The following is a 16,276-nucleotide window of genomic DNA, read 5'->3' as shown; positions in this document are numbered from 1 at the left end:
TTTTTTCTACCTTTGCAACTTAATGAGCACGTTCGAGAAAATCCCTGCTGTTCTGTTACTCGAAGACGGTACAGTATTCCACGGAAAAGCGGCTGGTAAGATAGGTACTACCACCGGAGAGATTTGTTTTAACACCGGAATGACCGGTTACCAAGAAATTTTCACAGACCCTTCTTATTATCGTCAGATCATGGTAACAACCAATGCACATATTGGGAACTATGGTATTAGCGAGAATGAGGTAGAATCAGATTCAGTTAAAATTGCGGGTTTGGTTTGCAAAAATTTTACGTCGAACTATTCTCGTAAAATGGCTGACGAATCAATTCAGGAGTATTATCTGAATGAAAACGTAGTAGCTATCTGCAATGTAGACACGCGTCAACTGGTTCGTCATATCCGTGATAAAGGGGCTATGAATGGAATTATTTCTTCTGAAATTCTGGATATCGAAGAGTTAAAGAAAAAGTTGAAAGACGTTCCTTCAATGGAGGGCTTAGAGCTTTCATCGGAGGTAAGTACGAAAGAGCCTTATCTTTATGGTAATCCTGAAGCTGCTTACCGAGTAGCCGTTCTTGATTTGGGCGTAAAGAAAAACATCCTTCGTAATTTCGATGACCGTGGTGTGTATTGTAAGGTGTTTCCAGCAAAAACAACTTTTGCAGAAATGGAACAATGGAAACCTCACGGTTATTTCATCTCTAACGGTCCTGGAGATCCGGGAGCAATGCCTTACGGCGTTGAAACCGTTAAGCAAATTTTAGCTGCAGAGAAACCTATGTTTGGAATTTGTTTAGGCCACCAAATGCTGGCTCAAGCAAACGGAATTTCCACCTATAAAATGAAAAATGGTCACCGTGGTTTAAATCACCCGGTAAAAAATGTGATCAAAAATCATTGCGAGGTGACTTCACAAAACCATGGTTTTGCTGTAAAACCAGAAGAAGTAAAAGCTTCTGATAAAGTTGAAATTACACACATTAACTTAAATGATGGTACTATTGAAGGTATCAGGGTTAAAGGTAAAAAAGCCTTTTCGGTTCAATATCACCCTGAGTCATCACCCGGCCCACATGACTCACGTTATTTGTTTGATGACTTTGTGGCGATGTTGAAATAGACCATAGTCAATAGACCATGGTCCATGGACTATGGTCTATTGTTTTAATTTTTCAATCATCTCTTCTACAACCTTTCGACTATTGCCTACAAAAATCTTTTCACCTGAAATTACCACCGGTCGTTTTAAGAATGTGTATTCCTGAAGTATTAATTCTTTATAATCATTTTCAGTCAGATTCTTTTCATGCAATCCCATTGGTCTGAATTTTTGCGAGCGGCGACTGAATAAAGCTTCATAAGAGCCTGCCAGTTTCATCATCGCTTCAAGTTCCGCTGCCGAAATTTGGTCCGTTTTAATGTCTTGCTTTTCAAATTTAATTCCTGCTTCTTCAGCTTGTTTTATGATTTTACTACAGGTACTGCAGGTGGATAAATGGAATATTTTGCTCATGGCTTTTCAATGAATAAGCCGCGAAATTACAAATTACAAACTGTTTTCATTTGTAATTTGTGTTTCAGCATCTTTCGCATTTTGTAGTGTAGCGTTTGCAATATCATCCAGCGCATTTTTAGTAAAGAACGCTTGGTGGCCTGAAATGAGCACGTTTGGAAAAGTAAGCAGGCGTGCAAAAATATCGTCCTGAATAATTTTGTCTGAAAGATTTTTAAAGAATAACTCCGCTTCTTCTTCATACACATCAATTCCAAGTGAACCTATTTTACCTGTTTTAAGTGCTTCGATGGTAGCCAGGGTATTGATAAGTCCGCCTCTGCTGGTATTTATGATCATTACTCCTGGCTTCATGAGTTCAATTGAGGCTTCATTGATCATATGTCGGTTTTGTTCAGATAAGGGGCAATGCAAGCTGATAATATCCGATTCAGCAAACAATTGATTAAGCTCTGTATAGGTTACTCCGGCTTTTAAACAATCCTCATTTTGGAACAAATCATAGGCAAGTACTTTGCACCCAAAGCCTTTTAAAATATCAATGAATACTTTGCCAATCTTTCCTGTTCCCACTACCCCAACAGTTTTTTGATGAAGGTCGAAGCCCATTAGCCCTTCCAGTTCAAAATTGCCGCGTTTAATCCGGTTGTATGATTTGTAAACTTTTCTGTTGAGCGCTAAAATTAAGGTCATGGCGTATTCAGCCACCGAATAGGGAGAATAATAACCGACACGATAAACCATTATACCATGGGCTTTAGCTGCTGCAAAATCAACGTTGTTAAATCCTGTACAACGTAGTAAAATAGCTTTTATACCATATCCTGCTAGTTCAGCAATCACCGTTTCATTTAAATCATCATTAACAAAAATGCAAACAGCATCATGTCCTTTGGCAAGTACTGCATATTTTTCATTTAATTCCGGAACAAAGAATTCAAGCTTGTGATCGTATTGTGTGTTTAGCTCATTAAATATTTCGATGTCGTATTGTCTACTTGAGAAGAAAGCGATTTTCATTGGTTAGTTTTTTATGTTAATAAAAAATCCCCGAGTATGGGGATTGAATAATTATCCGTGATAGGCCAGCAAAGGCACATTCACATGTTCGGCTAACTTCTTAGTGATACTTGGGTTGAAAAACTTCTCCAACAGCGTACGCCTATGTGTTACCATAACCAATAAGTCGGTATTATTTTTCTTTGCGTATTCACTAATTCCTTCAGATACGGAATGTGCGGAGAATGTTTCAATTTTGCATTTATGGCTGGATGAGCTAAGGTTCAATTTGTTGATTAAAGATTCTTCTTGTTTATCACTGGTAGTAATTTTTAGAATAGTGGTTTCCGCATTAATGCTATCAGAGAAGTCTAGTATACGTTCGATAAACGGTAACTCTTCCCCGTGGAACTGAGTGGCATACACAATTTTTTTTATGGCTTTGTCAGGCTTGGCAAGAGATGGGACTACCAAAACCGGACAAGTAGCCCGTTCAATAATTGAAGAAGTATTACTTCCTAAAAGTTTGTCTACCAGGTCAGCGACCCCTTTAGTACCCATAATAATCAAATTAATATCACCTGCTGTTAGCTCTTCCAAAATTTCACTTTCAATTAAAAATCCCCTCCGGGTAATACTTTCAACTTCAACTCCGGCACTTGCTATTTCTTTTTGTAATGCTTCATTTTGCTCTTTTGCCTCATTTTCTTGAGTCGTTAGTACTTCGTCAATTATCTCCGGAGGCATATTGGGATCAACCATAGTTTGAACAATATGTAGCAGCTTAATTCTATAGTTATGATTTACAGCCAGGTTTTTGGCAAACATTAAAGCGTTGTTGGCAGATTTAGAAAAGTCGGTAGGAACTAGAATAGTTTTCATTTTTAATGTTTTGTTATGATTAAATATAGGTAAGCTTATTGCTGTAAAACATGATAATTGTCACCAACGCCTTTAATAGTTTGGTCAATTATGGTCACAACAATTACATGTAATAAACCTTAGTTAAGATTTATAATGTCAATTTACAGATAAACTATTGAATTTGATAGTGTTAAATTAGCTAGCTAAAATCTGTTGTGAGTAGTAAAAGGAGGGGTATTTAGAAATAGGAAAGTGGAGAAGTCTTTATTTATCCTTCTTTTCTTCGTCTTCAGGAACAATGATGAAAATGTCTTCACCATCTCTTTTCATCAGGTATTTTTCACGGGCGAATTTCTCCAACTGAGCAGGGTCTGTAGATAATTCCTTTACATCTTTTTTCACCTTAATAATCTCTTCTTTGTAATAATCCTGGTCTTTGCGGATTTGAGATAATTTCTGGCGGTATTCATATTGAGAAACGAAGTCGTTACGATCTAAAAACAGCATCCACACAAAAAATATTATTAGTGATAAATAGTATTTGTTTTTTATGATGGATAATAGCTTTTGCATGACGTTGAATATCAAAGTATTAATAATTGCTTTAGACGCAATTAAATTCTCTCAAATTTAATGATAAGAAGTTAAAGAACAAATGGAATAAATGATGGTAATTGTTTGTATTGCATGTTGTGCTTTATCAGTGTTTGGTTTTCTAAATCAAATTGTACAATATATCTAATATTCAGTTTTCGATATTTGACGTGTCTACAAAACTTTAACTGTATTTATTTATTTTGGGGCATTTTAATCAATATTCTTAATTATTTGCAAATCAACTATTAAGTAGAACAAAGATAATATGAAACAAAACGCCCTCGTTTCTGCTGAAACAAGGGCGCTCTTATCTAAATGCTAATTGCTAAAAGCTATCAGCCAAAAAATTACTTCGCTAACTTAGCTTTTAAGTTTTCGTCAATTGCAGCTAAGAAATCTTCAGTATATAAGTATTGATCAGCAGTAACATTATTACCGTAGATACAAACCGCTAAGTCTTTGGTCATTTTACCCGACTCTACAGTTTCCACACACACTTGCTCTAATTTTTGACAGAAGTCAACTAATGCTTGGTTGCCATCTAATTTACCACGGAACTCTAAACCACGAGTCCAAGCGAAAATAGAAGCAATTGGGTTAGTTGAAGTGCGTTTACCTTTTTGGTGTTCGCGGTAGTGACGAGTTACAGTACCATGAGCAGCTTCAGCTTCCATTGTTTTACCATCTGGAGTAACCAAAGTTGAAGTCATCAAACCCAATGAACCGAAACCTTGAGCAACTGTATCTGACTGTACGTCGCCATCATAGTTTTTACAAGCCCAAACAAAGTTTCCGTTCCATTTTAAAGCCGAAGCAACCATGTCATCGATTAAACGGTGCTCGTAAGTGATACCTAATTTGTCCATTTCAGCTTTGAACTCGCCTTGGTAAATTTCTTCGAAAATATCTTTGAAACGACCATCATATTTCTTCAAAATGGTGTTTTTGGTAGAAAGGTATAAAGGCCATTTTTTCATGATCGCCTGGTTAAAGCATGAACGAGCAAAACCACGGATCGACTCATCAGTATTGTACATTGCTAATGCAACGCCATCACCTTTGTAGTTGTACACTTCGTGCTCAATTACTTCACCGTTTTCACCTTCAAATTTGATAGTTAATTTACCTTTTCCTTTAGTTACGAAATCGGTAGCGCGGTATTGATCACCAAATGCGTGACGACCAACGCAGATAGGGGCAGTCCAGTTAGGAACCAAACGAGGAACATTGTCACAAACGATAGGCTCACGGAAAACAGTACCGTCCAAAATGTTACGGATGGTGCCGTTAGGTGATTTCCACATTTGTTTCAGTTTGAATTCTTCTACGCGTTGCTCATCAGGAGTGATGGTAGCACATTTAATACCTACATTATATTTTTTAATAGCTTCAGCTGCGTCAACAGTAACCTGGTCATTTGTAGCATCACGATGCTCAATACCTAAATCGTAATATTTGATATCAAGGTCTAAATAAGGGAGAATTAATTTGTCCTTGATGAATTTCCAGATAATGCGGGTCATTTCGTCGCCGTCCAATTCAACCACAGGGTTGGCAACTTTAATTTTTTCTATTGACATAATGCGAATTTTATGAAGTTTTTCAAATCGAGCCCAAATTTATAAAAATAGATGGATGTGAGTGGCTGGAAATTAGAGAATTTGAAAATTCATGATATAAGGCTTTACATGACTAGGATCAATTATTTGCAGTGAAGTTAAAAGCGGCTAGGACTCTCGTTTAATTTTCTATTTTTGAAACCCAAGAAAGAATTTATACCATTTAAGAAGTTTATCTATGAACAAAAAGATTAGTGCCCTTAAGTTTTGGGCAATAACAGCATTAGCAGCTATTACAATTACTTACTCATGTAAAAAAGATGATCCTAAGCCGGGTAATAACAAGGAAGTAAATCAATGGATAGAAGATAATATGCGCTACTTGTACTACTGGACTAGTAAAATTCCTGCAAGTACAAATAAAAATTTAGCGCCGGATCAATTTTTTGAATCATTGCTTTATAAAACTGAAGATCGTTTTTCGTGGATTCAGGAAAGTGCTGAAGATTTAGAAAATTCATTGAACGGTGTCTCCAAATCGGTTGGCTATGAGATCAGGTTGTACACCACGGGTGTTGGCTCGAATATAATTGGTCAGATTTTGTATGTTTTACCTAATTCTCCGGCTGCAAAAGCAGGGTTAAAAAGAGGGGATATCTTTGGAAAGATCAACGGAAAACAGCTTACTACTACTAACTACGAATCTTTACTTTTTGGTCTTGATTCTTTTACTATCACCACCCTTACTTATTCAAACGGAAATTTTACTGATAAGGAAACCAAAAATCTTATTGCGCTGGAAATTGAAGAGAATCCTGTGTTTTTGGACTCAGTTTACACTATTAATAATAAAAAGATCGGCTACTTTGTTTATAACCAGTTTGTTGCCGACCCAGGTGATAAAACTGGGAAATATGATAAAAAAATGGACGAAGTTTTTGGGAAATTTAAAGCCCAAGGCGTTACCGACCTGGTGTTAGACCTTCGCTTTAATACGGGAGGATTAGTGACTTCTTCCACTTTATTAGCCAGCTTAATAGTAAAAGATCTCGATCCGAATAAAGTATTTTATAAAAAGGAATACAATACACAGGTAACGAAAGAAATAATGGATGACCCTAGTTTGGGTGCCGCATTCTTTTTAGGCAAATTCATTTCAAAATCCAATAATATAGGTGCTAATTTGAATAAGCTTTATGTGTTAACCAGTAATCATACCGCTTCTGCCAGTGAGTTATTGATAAACGGATTGAGACCTTACATGCCTGTTTTTTTAATTGGAGCTAAAACCTACGGTAAAAACGTTGGGTCAATTACGGTAACAGATGAAACCGGAAAAATTAAGTGGGGAATGCAACCCATTGTTACCAAAAGCTTTAACTCGTTAGGTCAGTCAGATTATAATACAGGATTTGTACCTGATATTGAAGATTTGGATAATGGGTCAGACCTAAAACCATTGGGTGATATCCATGAAGCCTTATTGAATAAAGCATTGGTTCAAATAACTAATGGGGTAGTATATAGTACCCGCGAAACGCAAGCAAGCAGAGCGTTCAGTTTAAGGTTGAAGGAATTGAGCTCTTCAATTGACAGAAAACCGATGGCATTTAAGTCATTACATGATGACTATCCAAAGCTTAAGCGTTTAATGCGCTAGCTTTTGAATAATATTTAAAAAGAAGGCCGAGATACACAAGTATTTCGGCCTTCTTTTTTATCTTTAAAATTCGTACCAGTTAACTAACAATTATATATGAAAATTAAGATCAAGGCATTGTTGATGATGCTGCCGATGGTAGTGTGCGCCATTTTGAGCTATGCGCAATCAACAGCTGAGCGATACCCGATTATTCCCAAACCGCAAACGTTAATTGCTCGTAAAGGTGAGTTTGCTATTAATGCCTCAACAAAAATTGTGTTGAATAATAAAGATGAGCAGCTTAAAACAGCAGTTAGTTTTTTAGTGGATCTGGTAAATGCTTCTACTGGCTTTCAATTGAGTTTTGTAGAGAACGCTTCCAAAAATGTAATTGTGTTTACACTTGATCCTGGGATGAAGAATGAAGAGGAATACCGGATTGCAATTTCAAAAAACATTATTGATATACGATCAAAAACAGCAGCAGGTGCATTTAGAGCCGTTCAAACGCTGCGTCAGTTATTGCCTCCGCAAATTGAAAATAAACAAGTGGTTTCATCGGTTAAATGGACAATTCCTTGTGCAGTTATTCAGGATGCACCTCGTTTTGAATATCGTGGAGCACATTTGGATGTTTGCCGTCACTTTTTTCCGCCTGATTTCATTAAACGTTACATCGATCTGCTCGCTTTATTTAAGTACAACACCTTTCACTGGCACTTAACTGAAGATCAGGGTTGGAGAATTGAGATAAAGAAATATCCGAAATTAACTACTATGGGCTCCTGGAGAAAAGAAACTGCAGTTGGTAAAACCACTACCGGGACCCCAATCATGGATCGGCAGTACGATTGTAAAACTTATGAAGGGTTTTATACTCAAGAGGAAGTTAAAGAAATAGTAAAATATGCTCAAGATCGATTTATTAATATAATCCCCGAAATTGAAATGCCCGGACATGCATTAGCTGCATTAACGGCTTATCCGGAGTTGGGATGTACACAAGGCCCATATGAAGTAGCAACCCGTTGGGGTGTATTTAACGATGTATTTTGTCCGCGCGATACCACCTTTAAATTTCTTGAAAATGTGCTAACAGAGGTAATGGACTTGTTCCCGAGTAAATACATTCATATTGGTGGTGATGAATGTCCGAAGCTTCGTTGGAAAAACTGCCACCATTGTCAAACACTGATAAAAGAGAAAGGGTTAAAAGATGAGCATGAATTGCAAAGCTATTTTATCCAACGGATGGAGAAATTTATCAATTCAAAAGGTCGTCAGATAATTGGCTGGGATGAAATTTTGGAGGGAGGATTGGCTCCTAATGCAACGGTAATGTCATGGAGAGGAATTGAAGGCGGCATTGCAGCGGCTAAGCAACATCATGATGTAATAATGACTCCGGGTGGCTTCTGTTATCTTGATCATTATCAAGCTAAGTCAGAAAATGAACCCTTGGCAATTGGCGGGTTTACCCCGGTTGAAAAAGTGTATTCTTACGAACCAGTTCCTGATACATTAACACAACAAGAGGCAAAATATATTAAAGGTGCGCAGGTAAACCTTTGGACCGAGTATGTAGCAACTCCGGAGCATGTGGAGTATATGGTTTTTCCACGTTCGTTGGCTATGGCCGAAGTTGTTTGGACTACAAAAGCCAATAAAAACTATACCGACTTTTTGCATCGTTTTAAAAAGCAGGCCTTGCGTTTAGATGAATTGAAAGTGAATTATGCGAAACATATACTTTCTGATGCTAAATAATTAACAAGAATAAAAAGAGAAGGCCCGTTTTGTCAATAAAACGGGCCTTCTCTTTTTATTAAAACACTGATTAATCTACTTTTTTTACTCTTCCAGAACCGCTTGTCTTTGTGTCGATATTTGTTGGCGATCCGCTGTAATTCACACTTCCGGAGCCGCTTATTACGGCCTCGAGTGCTTGTTCTGTATGTATACGCGCTTCACCAGAGCCACTTACCACAACTGAAGTTTTGTTGCTTTTTAAATCATTGCCATTAAATGATCCAGAGCCACTAACGGTAATATCCGATTTATCTGCCGTTCCGGAAATTCTTATAGAGCCTGAACCACTAACGGTACTTTCTAATGAGGATGCTTCGGCAGTCAAGTTCATATTCCCTGAGCCGCTTACGGTTAAATCTACGTTATCGGCTTTAACAGTACCTTCAACTTTCAGCGATCCAGACCCACCAACTGTCAACCCTCTAAGCTGTTTTGCCGTAACGTAAGCATTGATTTTTCCCTCCGAATGCTTCCACATATACGAAGAGTTTTTAAGCTTTAGGACAAGTGTGTTGTTTTTAACTTCAACGATCATGTTCTTTACGTTTTCTTCAGATGCTTCAATTCGTAACGACTCTTCATTTCCCATGGTTACAAATACGTTGATTGGTCCACCAACAGAAATTGCGTTAAAATCATGTACACTAGGACTAATGCCCGGAGCCTTGTTGGAAGTCGTTTGGGAATAAGAGATGTTACAAATGCCCAAGGCAATTACAGAAGCCAATAAGGTTTTTAATAAAAGTTTCATGATAAGTATTATTGTTTAGTTAGTTATAGATCTTTTGTTAATGACGCAATCAATGATTAAAAGTTGCATGTAAAAGTTACTATTTGTTTGCAGTGGCAAATAACCTGTTACAATTTACAGCTTTGCATTTACATGCACCTATCTTTGTTCGTCTAAAATCGTTTTAATGACTTCATCTTTAAGCAGAGCCCAGATGCTGCTCATGGCTTTTGCTACTGGGCTGATTGTTGCCAATATCTATTACAGTCAACCTTTGGTGGTGCTAATTAGTAAAGAGTTCAATGTTTCTGAGAGTAATGCCGGACAGATCAACTTTTATACACAACTCGGTTATGCATTGGGTTTATTCTTTTGTACTCCTTTAGGTGATAAGCTCGAACGGAAAAAACAGATCATTGTTATGACACTTACTTCCGTTGTGGCCTTAATAGGTGCTGCTGTAACTCAAAATATCTTTGTATTAAAAATTGCAGGATTATTAATTGGGTTTACCTCCATGGTGCCTCAACTTATAATTCCGATGGCGGCAAATTTGGCCGCACCTGAACAACGAGGACGCATTATTGGAACAATAATGAGCGGATTGCTGATAGGTATTTTACTATCGAGAACCTTGAGTGGGTTTATTGGGGACTTATGGGGATGGCGTGCCATGTTTTACATTGCAGCCGGAATATGTTTGGTGCTGGCAATAGTAATGACGTTTACATTTCCTTCCAGCAAACCCAGTTTTCAGGGGAGTTATGGTCAGTTGATGAAATCATTGGTGCAACTGGTAAAAGAACAACATGTTTTGCGCGAGGCGACCGCTATAAATGCACTTGCTTTTGGTTCATTCGGAATGTTTTGGACTACCATGGTTTTATTATTATCAGCAAGTCCTTTTCATTTTAATGCTAATACCATTGGCTTGTTTGGTTTGGCTGCCGGGATGGGTGCTTTAATGGCTCCATTGGTTGGGAAAATTGCCGATAAGCGCAATCCGAGGGTAGCCATAGGTTTTGGTGTAGTAATTATGTTGCTGTCTTTTGTACTGTTATATATTTCGCGACATAATGTTATCGGATTAATCGTCGGAATTATATTGCTTGATATGGGAATACAAGGGATTCATGTATCTAATCAAACGCGTATTTATGCACTTATTCCGGAAGCCCGTAATCGTATAAATACCGTGTTCATGACAGGCAGTTTTATCGGAACGGCTATGGGCTCGGCCATTGGTTTATGGGTTTGGGACCTTTATCAATGGTTTGGAGTTTGTTTGGTGGGCATTATCTTTTCTTTAATTTCTATTACAATTTATTGGTTTACCTATCCCTCGAAAAATAACCTAACTAAAGTATCAGTTAGTTAGAATTAAGTAATAATAATATTTATTGATTAAAGGCCATAAAACACATGTTCACTTGTGTTTTATGGCCTTAATTTTTAGTAAATTTAATAGCGGTATAATGCTTTTAATTAGCTAATTACATTTATTTTAATTTACGATCTTGCTTACTGATGAATCCTAAACTTCGCTCTACTCTTATTAAATCCTTAAAAATTATCGGAATTGCAATCAGTTGCTTTTTATTAATTCTGTTCATTACTCCATTCTTTTTAAAAGATGGAGTGTCGGCTAAAATTAAAACATGGGCAGGGAAAAATTTAAGAGGCAAGCTGACTTACTCCGATGTAGGCTTGTCTTTCTTTAAGCATTTCCCATCTCTAACTCTTACCCTTTATGATTTCAATCTCAATGGTTCTTCTCCTTATACCAACGAAACTTTAGTAGGCGCGAAAGAAATAGCACTAGGAATTGATTTGGAGAGCGTTTTTGCCGAAAGTCTCAAGGTTGATCAAATTTTCTTATCTGACGCTGCCATTAATATTCTGGTGAATGAAAAAGGCGAGGCAAACTATAATGTGTATGTCTCTTCTGCAGAAAAAAAAGATAAGAAAGCTGCCGATAGCAGCAGTATGTCACTAAAAATCGAGAAGATACTAATAACTCATAGTCATTTGACTTATAACGATCGATCATTTCCAATGCTGATAAAAGCCAAGGGGCTTAACTATACCGGCAAAGGTGATTTAAGTAAAGATCTGTTTGACCTATTTACCGTTGCTAAAATCGATTCATTAGATTTTAGCTATGATGGGATTTCTTATTTTCTTAATAAAGAGGTGAATGCGCAATTGGTGACCAGAATTAATACTAACTCATTTGCCTTGCTTTTTCAAAAAAATGATCTGAAGATTAATAAACTACCTGTACAGTTTAACGGTCGATTTGAGTTTTTGGATACTGGTTATGACATGGATTTTAGGCTCACCACCAAAGGAGCTAATTTAAGCGATCTATTTACTGCATTTCCTCCGGAGTATCAAAAATGGCTGGATAAAACACAGGTAGAGGGAACTACTGATGTTACCGCAAGCGTAATAGGTAAATATATTTCAGATAAGAATCAGATGCCTGATTTTAATTTGAATATGAAGGTGAGGAATGGTTTGATCGCAAACCAAAAGGTTCCATCGCCTGTGAAAAATCTTTTCCTGAATATGGATGCAAGTTTGCCTGGGTTTAATCCGGATAGTGCTTTCCTGAAGATCGATTCGCTATTCTTTAATATTGATAAGGATTATTTCAGCTCCATTATAAAAGTGAAAGGGTTGAAAGATCCCTACATTTATGCAAATATTAATTCAGAGTTGGACCTGGAAAAATGGCAAAAGGCCTACGGTGTTAGTGATTTTTCAGTAAAGGGTAAATATAGCCTGCATTTATTGGCTGATGGAAAATATAGTGTAGGACCTGATCCGACGAGTTTGCGAAAACGCGATACGGTGATTTTATCCATTCCAAAGTTTACCTTACGATCGTCACTACGAAATGGTTATTTCAAATATGCATCCTTGCCTCAATCTGTTAATAACATCAGCTTTAATATTAATGGAGCGTGTGCCGACCATAACATTAAAAACGCCAATATTGCTATAGAGAACCTGAATGCGACCATCCTTAAAAATTATATTAAAGGTTTTTTAAAAATTAATGGTTCTAAAGGATTTCCTATGGAGGCCGATCTGAAAGCTAATTTTAACATGGCTGATCTTAAGCAGGTGTATCCAATGGATAGTTTGGATCTTCGAGGAATGTTAACTATGGATGTTGTTACGAGTGGGAAATATGATCCTGCTCAACGACAGTTTCCTCATACAAAGGCGCTAGTTTCTCTAAAAGACGGATCAGTTAAAACCAAGTATTACCCAAATCCAATTGAGAATATTCAGATTAATTCAACAATTACCAATAATAGCGGGACATTAAGGGATTTGAAAGTTGATATTGATCCACTAACGTTTTCATTTGAAGGCAAGCCTTTTACTTTAAAAGCCGACCTGGTGAATTTTGATGATATGGTTTATGATGTTAAGGCCAATGGGCAAATTGATATGGGTCGTATTTATAAAGTTTTCTCTCGTAAAGGTTTAAATGTAGATGGAAGAATTGACGCCAATCTTGCATTACGTGGTCGTCAAAGTGATGCTCAAAAAGGGAATTATGCACGATTGAAAAACAGCGGCACCTTAAAACTTATCAATCTCACTTTTATGTCAGAGTTGTTTCCGAAACCGTTTAAGTTGCAAACCGGTATTTTTAGTTTTAAGGATGATAAAGTATGGTTTGATAAGTTTAAGGCTATTTATGGGCAAACTGATTTTGAGCTTAATGGCTATCTGACCAATGTGATAAATTATGCAGTAAAAAATGAGTTGCTGGTAGGGGCATTCGATTTAAAATCGAATTACTTTTTGGTTGATGAGTTTATGGCCTTTGCCGGTGATACCACAGAGGTGTCAGGGGGGGAAAGCGGTGTGGTTATTTTGCCTAAAAACTTGAATATGACTTTTGATGCATTTGCCAAAAAAGTTAAGTATGATGCCTTACAATTGGATAGCTGCCAGGGGCAAATGATCATTAATAATGGGCAACTCGCATTGAATAAAACAGGGTTTAATTTAATTGGATGTAAAGTAGTGATGGACGCCACTTATGTAAGTGTTAGTCCGAGAAAAGCCAATTTTAGCTATAAAATAAATGCCCAGGATTTTGACGTTCAACGAGCTTACAAGGAAATTAAAATATTTCATGATCTGGCGCCAGCGGCTGCCAAGGCACAGGGGGTGGTGTCTCTTAAATATCAGCTACAGGGGCGTTTGAATGCCGATATGATGCCAGTTTATCCTTCATTAGTAGGAGCAGGTGTATTATCGATTAAAGATGTTAAAATAGCAGGATTGAAAATGCTTACTGCCGTGAGTAAAAGTACCGGTAAAGACGAAGTGAATAATCCAAATCTTAAAGGGGTTAAAATTAAAACCTCTATCAAGAACAATGTGATCAATATTGAAAAAACAAAGTTCAAGATTGCCGGTTTTCGTCCAAAGATTGAAGGGCAAACTACCTTTGATGGCCGATTAAATTTGAAGTTTCGTTTGGGCTTACCTCCATTTGGTATCATCGGAATTCCAATGACTATAACAGGTACTCGCGATAATCCAATAGTTAAAATGGGGAAAGAGACCACGGATGAGAAAGAGATGGAAACCGAAGATCAGGACGACGAATCTGTTCAGGATTCAATTAAACACTAGAAGTCAATTTCTAAATCCAGGCGTCTTCTTAGTTCAATTAAGTTCGGGTTTTTTTCGGCCAGATATTTAAACTTATCAGTCGAAGTATAAAGTGTTTTTTTAGCATGTTCAGCGCCTTCACCAATTACTGTTTCAATCTTTATGGTATTATTTTGAAGTTTATTCTTTAAAAATCGCAGCATATTTATCTGCTCAGATTGAATAATGTCGGTTTGATATTTATCAATGACTATGACTTCAATTGTATAATCCGGACGGAGTTTAGGCGCATTTACCGTCATAACGGTTTGTAACCCAATCTTCGAATCCTGCGCTGCAATTTCCGCAAAATCATTCCAATAACGTAATAGCTGCTCCTCAGTAAACGGTTGGTTTACTTTTATTTCAACTGTTTCTGGAATTGAAGTTTCAACTTTTACGTCATCTTCTGCCGGTGCAGAGTTCCCGCTTAGGTTTTTTATCGATGGAATTTTTAATGACGGAATACTCGCTGTAACAGTTGCTTTTACAACTGGCAGAGCTATTTTCTGTGGTTCTGTTTTAGGAACGGCAACAGTTTCGGTTTTAGCTACAGTTGGAGTTGGAATAGATGGCGCCGAAACTGGTTGAGCTGGTGAACTTGCTACGGTATCAGGTTTTTTTTTTACCTCCGATTGCGGAAGTTGACCATTTGATAAATTTAAGGCTGCCCTGATATGGCACATTTTCATCAACGACAGCTCGATTTGCAATCGCTGATTTTTGCTTCCTTTATAATTTAAATCGGCTTGGTTACCAATATTTAACCCTGAAAGTAAGAACGATACGGGAGCTTTCTGTGATTGCTCCAGGTATTTTTGTTTGATGCCCTCACTTACTTCTAATAATTTTATGGTTGCGGTGTCTTTGCAAACCAATAAATCTCTGAAGTGACTGCATAGTCCGTTTATGAAGTTGTTTCCATCAAAGCCTTTATCTAAGATCTCATCAAATATTAACAGACTTTTAGAAATATCTTCGTTTAAAAGAGCTTCTGTAACTCTGAAATAATAATCGTAGTCAAGAATATTAAGGTTGTCGATAGCCGACTTGTAAGTAATATTTCCTTGAGAAAACGAAGTAATCTGGTCGAACATTGAGCAGGCATCGCGCAGAGCGCCATCCGCCTTTTGAGCAATAATGTGCAAAGCATCAGGTTCGAATCCAATATTTTCGGTTTTAGCAATATACTCCAGGTGGTGTGCAATGTCATCCACCTTTATTCTGTTAAAGTCAAAAATCTGACAACGCGATAAAATGGTTGGCAAAATTTTATGCTTTTCAGTAGTTGCTAAAATGAAGATCGCATAAGAAGGGGGTTCTTCCAGGGTTTTCAGGAATGCGTTAAAAGCACTCGTTGAAAGCATGTGAACCTCGTCGATGATGTAAATTTTGTATTTGCCGGCTTGTGGGGCATAGCGAACTTGTTCAACCAGGCTGCGGATATCTTCAACTGAGTTATTCGAAGCTGCATCAAGCTCATGAATGTTCATGGAGTTTCCGTGTTTAAACGAAAGGCATGATTCACATTCTCCACATGCTTCAAAATCGGCAGTTGGCGACTGGCAGTTGATGGTTTTTGCCAGTACCCGGGCGCACGTAGTTTTGCCCACTCCGCGAGGACCACAGAACAAAAATGCCTGAGCGAGCTGCCCGGTTTTGATCGCGTTCTTCAGCGTATTGGTTATATGTGCCTGACCAACAACACTGTTGAATTTATCAGGTCTGTACTTCCGTGCCGATACAATGAAATTTTCCATCCGCAACGAAAATAGAAATAGTTTAAGCCAAGTGCAAGCATTGTTTTGTAACGATAAAAAGGATGTAATAATTGCTCAACTAATCTCTGTTCAATTGCTCACTTCACCTTAGGAGGT

Annotated in this window: 12 protein-coding genes; 5 read left to right on the top strand and 7 right to left on the bottom strand. The window is 37.4% G+C overall.

All coding sequences use genetic code 11. The features are described 5' to 3' along the window. The first annotated feature begins 22 nt into the window (after window positions 1–22). Entirely contained in the window at window positions 23–1,120 is a 1,098-nt protein-coding gene (gene carA, locus NF867_RS02875; RefSeq protein WP_252586039.1) for a glutamine-hydrolyzing carbamoyl-phosphate synthase small subunit, read from the top strand. 36 nt (window positions 1,121–1,156) lie between these two features. Here the strand turns inward: carA and NF867_RS02870 are convergent, their stop codons facing one another. The 5 genes from NF867_RS02870 to NF867_RS02850 form a co-directional block, all read right to left on the bottom strand. After that, a complete protein-coding gene (locus NF867_RS02870) occupies window positions 1,157–1,513 on the bottom strand; it encodes an arsenate reductase family protein (RefSeq protein WP_252586038.1) in 357 nt (118 codons plus the stop codon). Between the two features lie 33 nt (window positions 1,514–1,546). Continuing rightward, the gene (locus NF867_RS02865; RefSeq protein ID WP_252586037.1) at window positions 1,547–2,533 is read right to left on the bottom strand and encodes a 2-hydroxyacid dehydrogenase; all 987 of its coding nucleotides are present in this window, start codon (window positions 2,531–2,533) and stop codon (window positions 1,547–1,549) included. Between the two features lie 51 nt (window positions 2,534–2,584). Beyond that, window positions 2,585–3,394 carry a universal stress protein gene (locus tag NF867_RS02860; RefSeq protein ID WP_252586036.1) on the bottom strand — a complete coding sequence of 270 codons (810 nt, stop codon included), beginning with the start codon at window positions 3,392–3,394 and terminating at the stop codon, window positions 2,585–2,587. Between the two features lie 246 nt (window positions 3,395–3,640). Beyond that, window positions 3,641–3,949 (bottom strand): FtsB family cell division protein, encoded by a 309-nt coding sequence (locus NF867_RS02855; RefSeq protein ID WP_252586035.1) that lies wholly within the window; start codon window positions 3,947–3,949, stop codon window positions 3,641–3,643. Window positions 3,950–4,320: 371 nt separating this feature from the next. Continuing rightward, window positions 4,321–5,553, bottom strand: coding sequence for an NADP-dependent isocitrate dehydrogenase (locus NF867_RS02850; RefSeq protein WP_252586034.1), 1,233 nt, complete (start codon window positions 5,551–5,553; stop codon window positions 4,321–4,323). 217 nt (window positions 5,554–5,770) lie between these two features. Here NF867_RS02850 and NF867_RS02845 point away from each other — a divergent pair, with 217 nt between their 5' ends. Together NF867_RS02845 and NF867_RS02840 are read left to right on the top strand one after the other, a co-directional pair. Next, window positions 5,771–7,192 (top strand): S41 family peptidase, encoded by a 1,422-nt coding sequence (locus tag NF867_RS02845; RefSeq protein ID WP_252586033.1) that lies wholly within the window; start codon window positions 5,771–5,773, stop codon window positions 7,190–7,192. Between the two features lie 96 nt (window positions 7,193–7,288). Next, window positions 7,289–8,941, top strand: a complete 1,653-nt coding sequence (locus NF867_RS02840) for a beta-N-acetylhexosaminidase (RefSeq protein WP_252586032.1) — start codon at window positions 7,289–7,291, stop codon at window positions 8,939–8,941. A 70-nt stretch (window positions 8,942–9,011) separates the two neighbouring features. Here the strand turns inward: NF867_RS02840 and NF867_RS02835 are convergent, their stop codons facing one another. After that, on the bottom strand, window positions 9,012–9,734 hold the full coding sequence (locus tag NF867_RS02835) for a head GIN domain-containing protein (RefSeq protein WP_252586031.1): 723 nt from the start codon (window positions 9,732–9,734) through the stop codon (window positions 9,012–9,014). A 166-nt stretch (window positions 9,735–9,900) separates the two neighbouring features. Between NF867_RS02835 and NF867_RS02830 the strand changes: the two genes are divergently transcribed. Together NF867_RS02830 and NF867_RS02825 are read left to right on the top strand one after the other, a co-directional pair. Further along, entirely contained in the window at window positions 9,901–11,091 is a 1,191-nt protein-coding gene (locus NF867_RS02830; RefSeq protein ID WP_252586030.1) for an MFS transporter, read from the top strand. A 149-nt stretch (window positions 11,092–11,240) separates the two neighbouring features. After that, entirely contained in the window at window positions 11,241–14,381 is a 3,141-nt protein-coding gene (locus tag NF867_RS02825) for an AsmA family protein (RefSeq protein ID WP_252586029.1), read from the top strand. Here the strand turns inward: NF867_RS02825 and NF867_RS02820 are convergent. Next, entirely contained in the window at window positions 14,378–16,159 is a 1,782-nt protein-coding gene (locus NF867_RS02820) for a DNA polymerase III subunit gamma/tau (RefSeq protein ID WP_252586028.1), read from the bottom strand. The genes NF867_RS02825 and NF867_RS02820 overlap by 4 nt on opposite strands. Between the last annotated feature and the right edge of the window lie 117 nt (window positions 16,160–16,276).

Source organism: Solitalea agri, from assembly GCF_023914155.1.
Lineage (GTDB): Bacteria > Bacteroidota > Bacteroidia > Sphingobacteriales > Sphingobacteriaceae > Solitalea > Solitalea agri.
This window is presented reverse-complemented; position numbering and strand designations above follow the sequence as displayed.

Excerpts from the sequence above, each read along its gene's own strand:
- carA (WP_252586039.1), top strand. The coding sequence starts at position 23 with ATGAGCACGTTCGAGAAAATCCCTGCTGTTCTGTTACTCGAAGACGGT.
- NF867_RS02870 (WP_252586038.1), bottom strand. The coding sequence starts at position 1,513 with ATGAGCAAAATATTCCATTTATCCACCTGCAGTACCTGTAGTAAAATC.
- NF867_RS02865 (WP_252586037.1), bottom strand. The coding sequence starts at position 2,533 with ATGAAAATCGCTTTCTTCTCAAGTAGACAATACGACATCGAAATATTT.
- NF867_RS02860 (WP_252586036.1), bottom strand. The coding sequence starts at position 3,394 with ATGAAAACTATTCTAGTTCCTACCGACTTTTCTAAATCTGCCAACAAC.
- NF867_RS02855 (WP_252586035.1), bottom strand. The coding sequence starts at position 3,949 with ATGCAAAAGCTATTATCCATCATAAAAAACAAATACTATTTATCACTA.
- NF867_RS02850 (WP_252586034.1), bottom strand. The coding sequence starts at position 5,553 with ATGTCAATAGAAAAAATTAAAGTTGCCAACCCTGTGGTTGAATTGGAC.
- NF867_RS02845 (WP_252586033.1), top strand. The coding sequence starts at position 5,771 with ATGAACAAAAAGATTAGTGCCCTTAAGTTTTGGGCAATAACAGCATTA.
- NF867_RS02840 (WP_252586032.1), top strand. The coding sequence starts at position 7,289 with ATGAAAATTAAGATCAAGGCATTGTTGATGATGCTGCCGATGGTAGTG.
- NF867_RS02835 (WP_252586031.1), bottom strand. The coding sequence starts at position 9,734 with ATGAAACTTTTATTAAAAACCTTATTGGCTTCTGTAATTGCCTTGGGC.
- NF867_RS02830 (WP_252586030.1), top strand. The coding sequence starts at position 9,901 with ATGACTTCATCTTTAAGCAGAGCCCAGATGCTGCTCATGGCTTTTGCT.
- NF867_RS02825 (WP_252586029.1), top strand. The coding sequence starts at position 11,241 with ATGAATCCTAAACTTCGCTCTACTCTTATTAAATCCTTAAAAATTATC.
- NF867_RS02820 (WP_252586028.1), bottom strand. The coding sequence starts at position 16,159 with ATGGAAAATTTCATTGTATCGGCACGGAAGTACAGACCTGATAAATTC.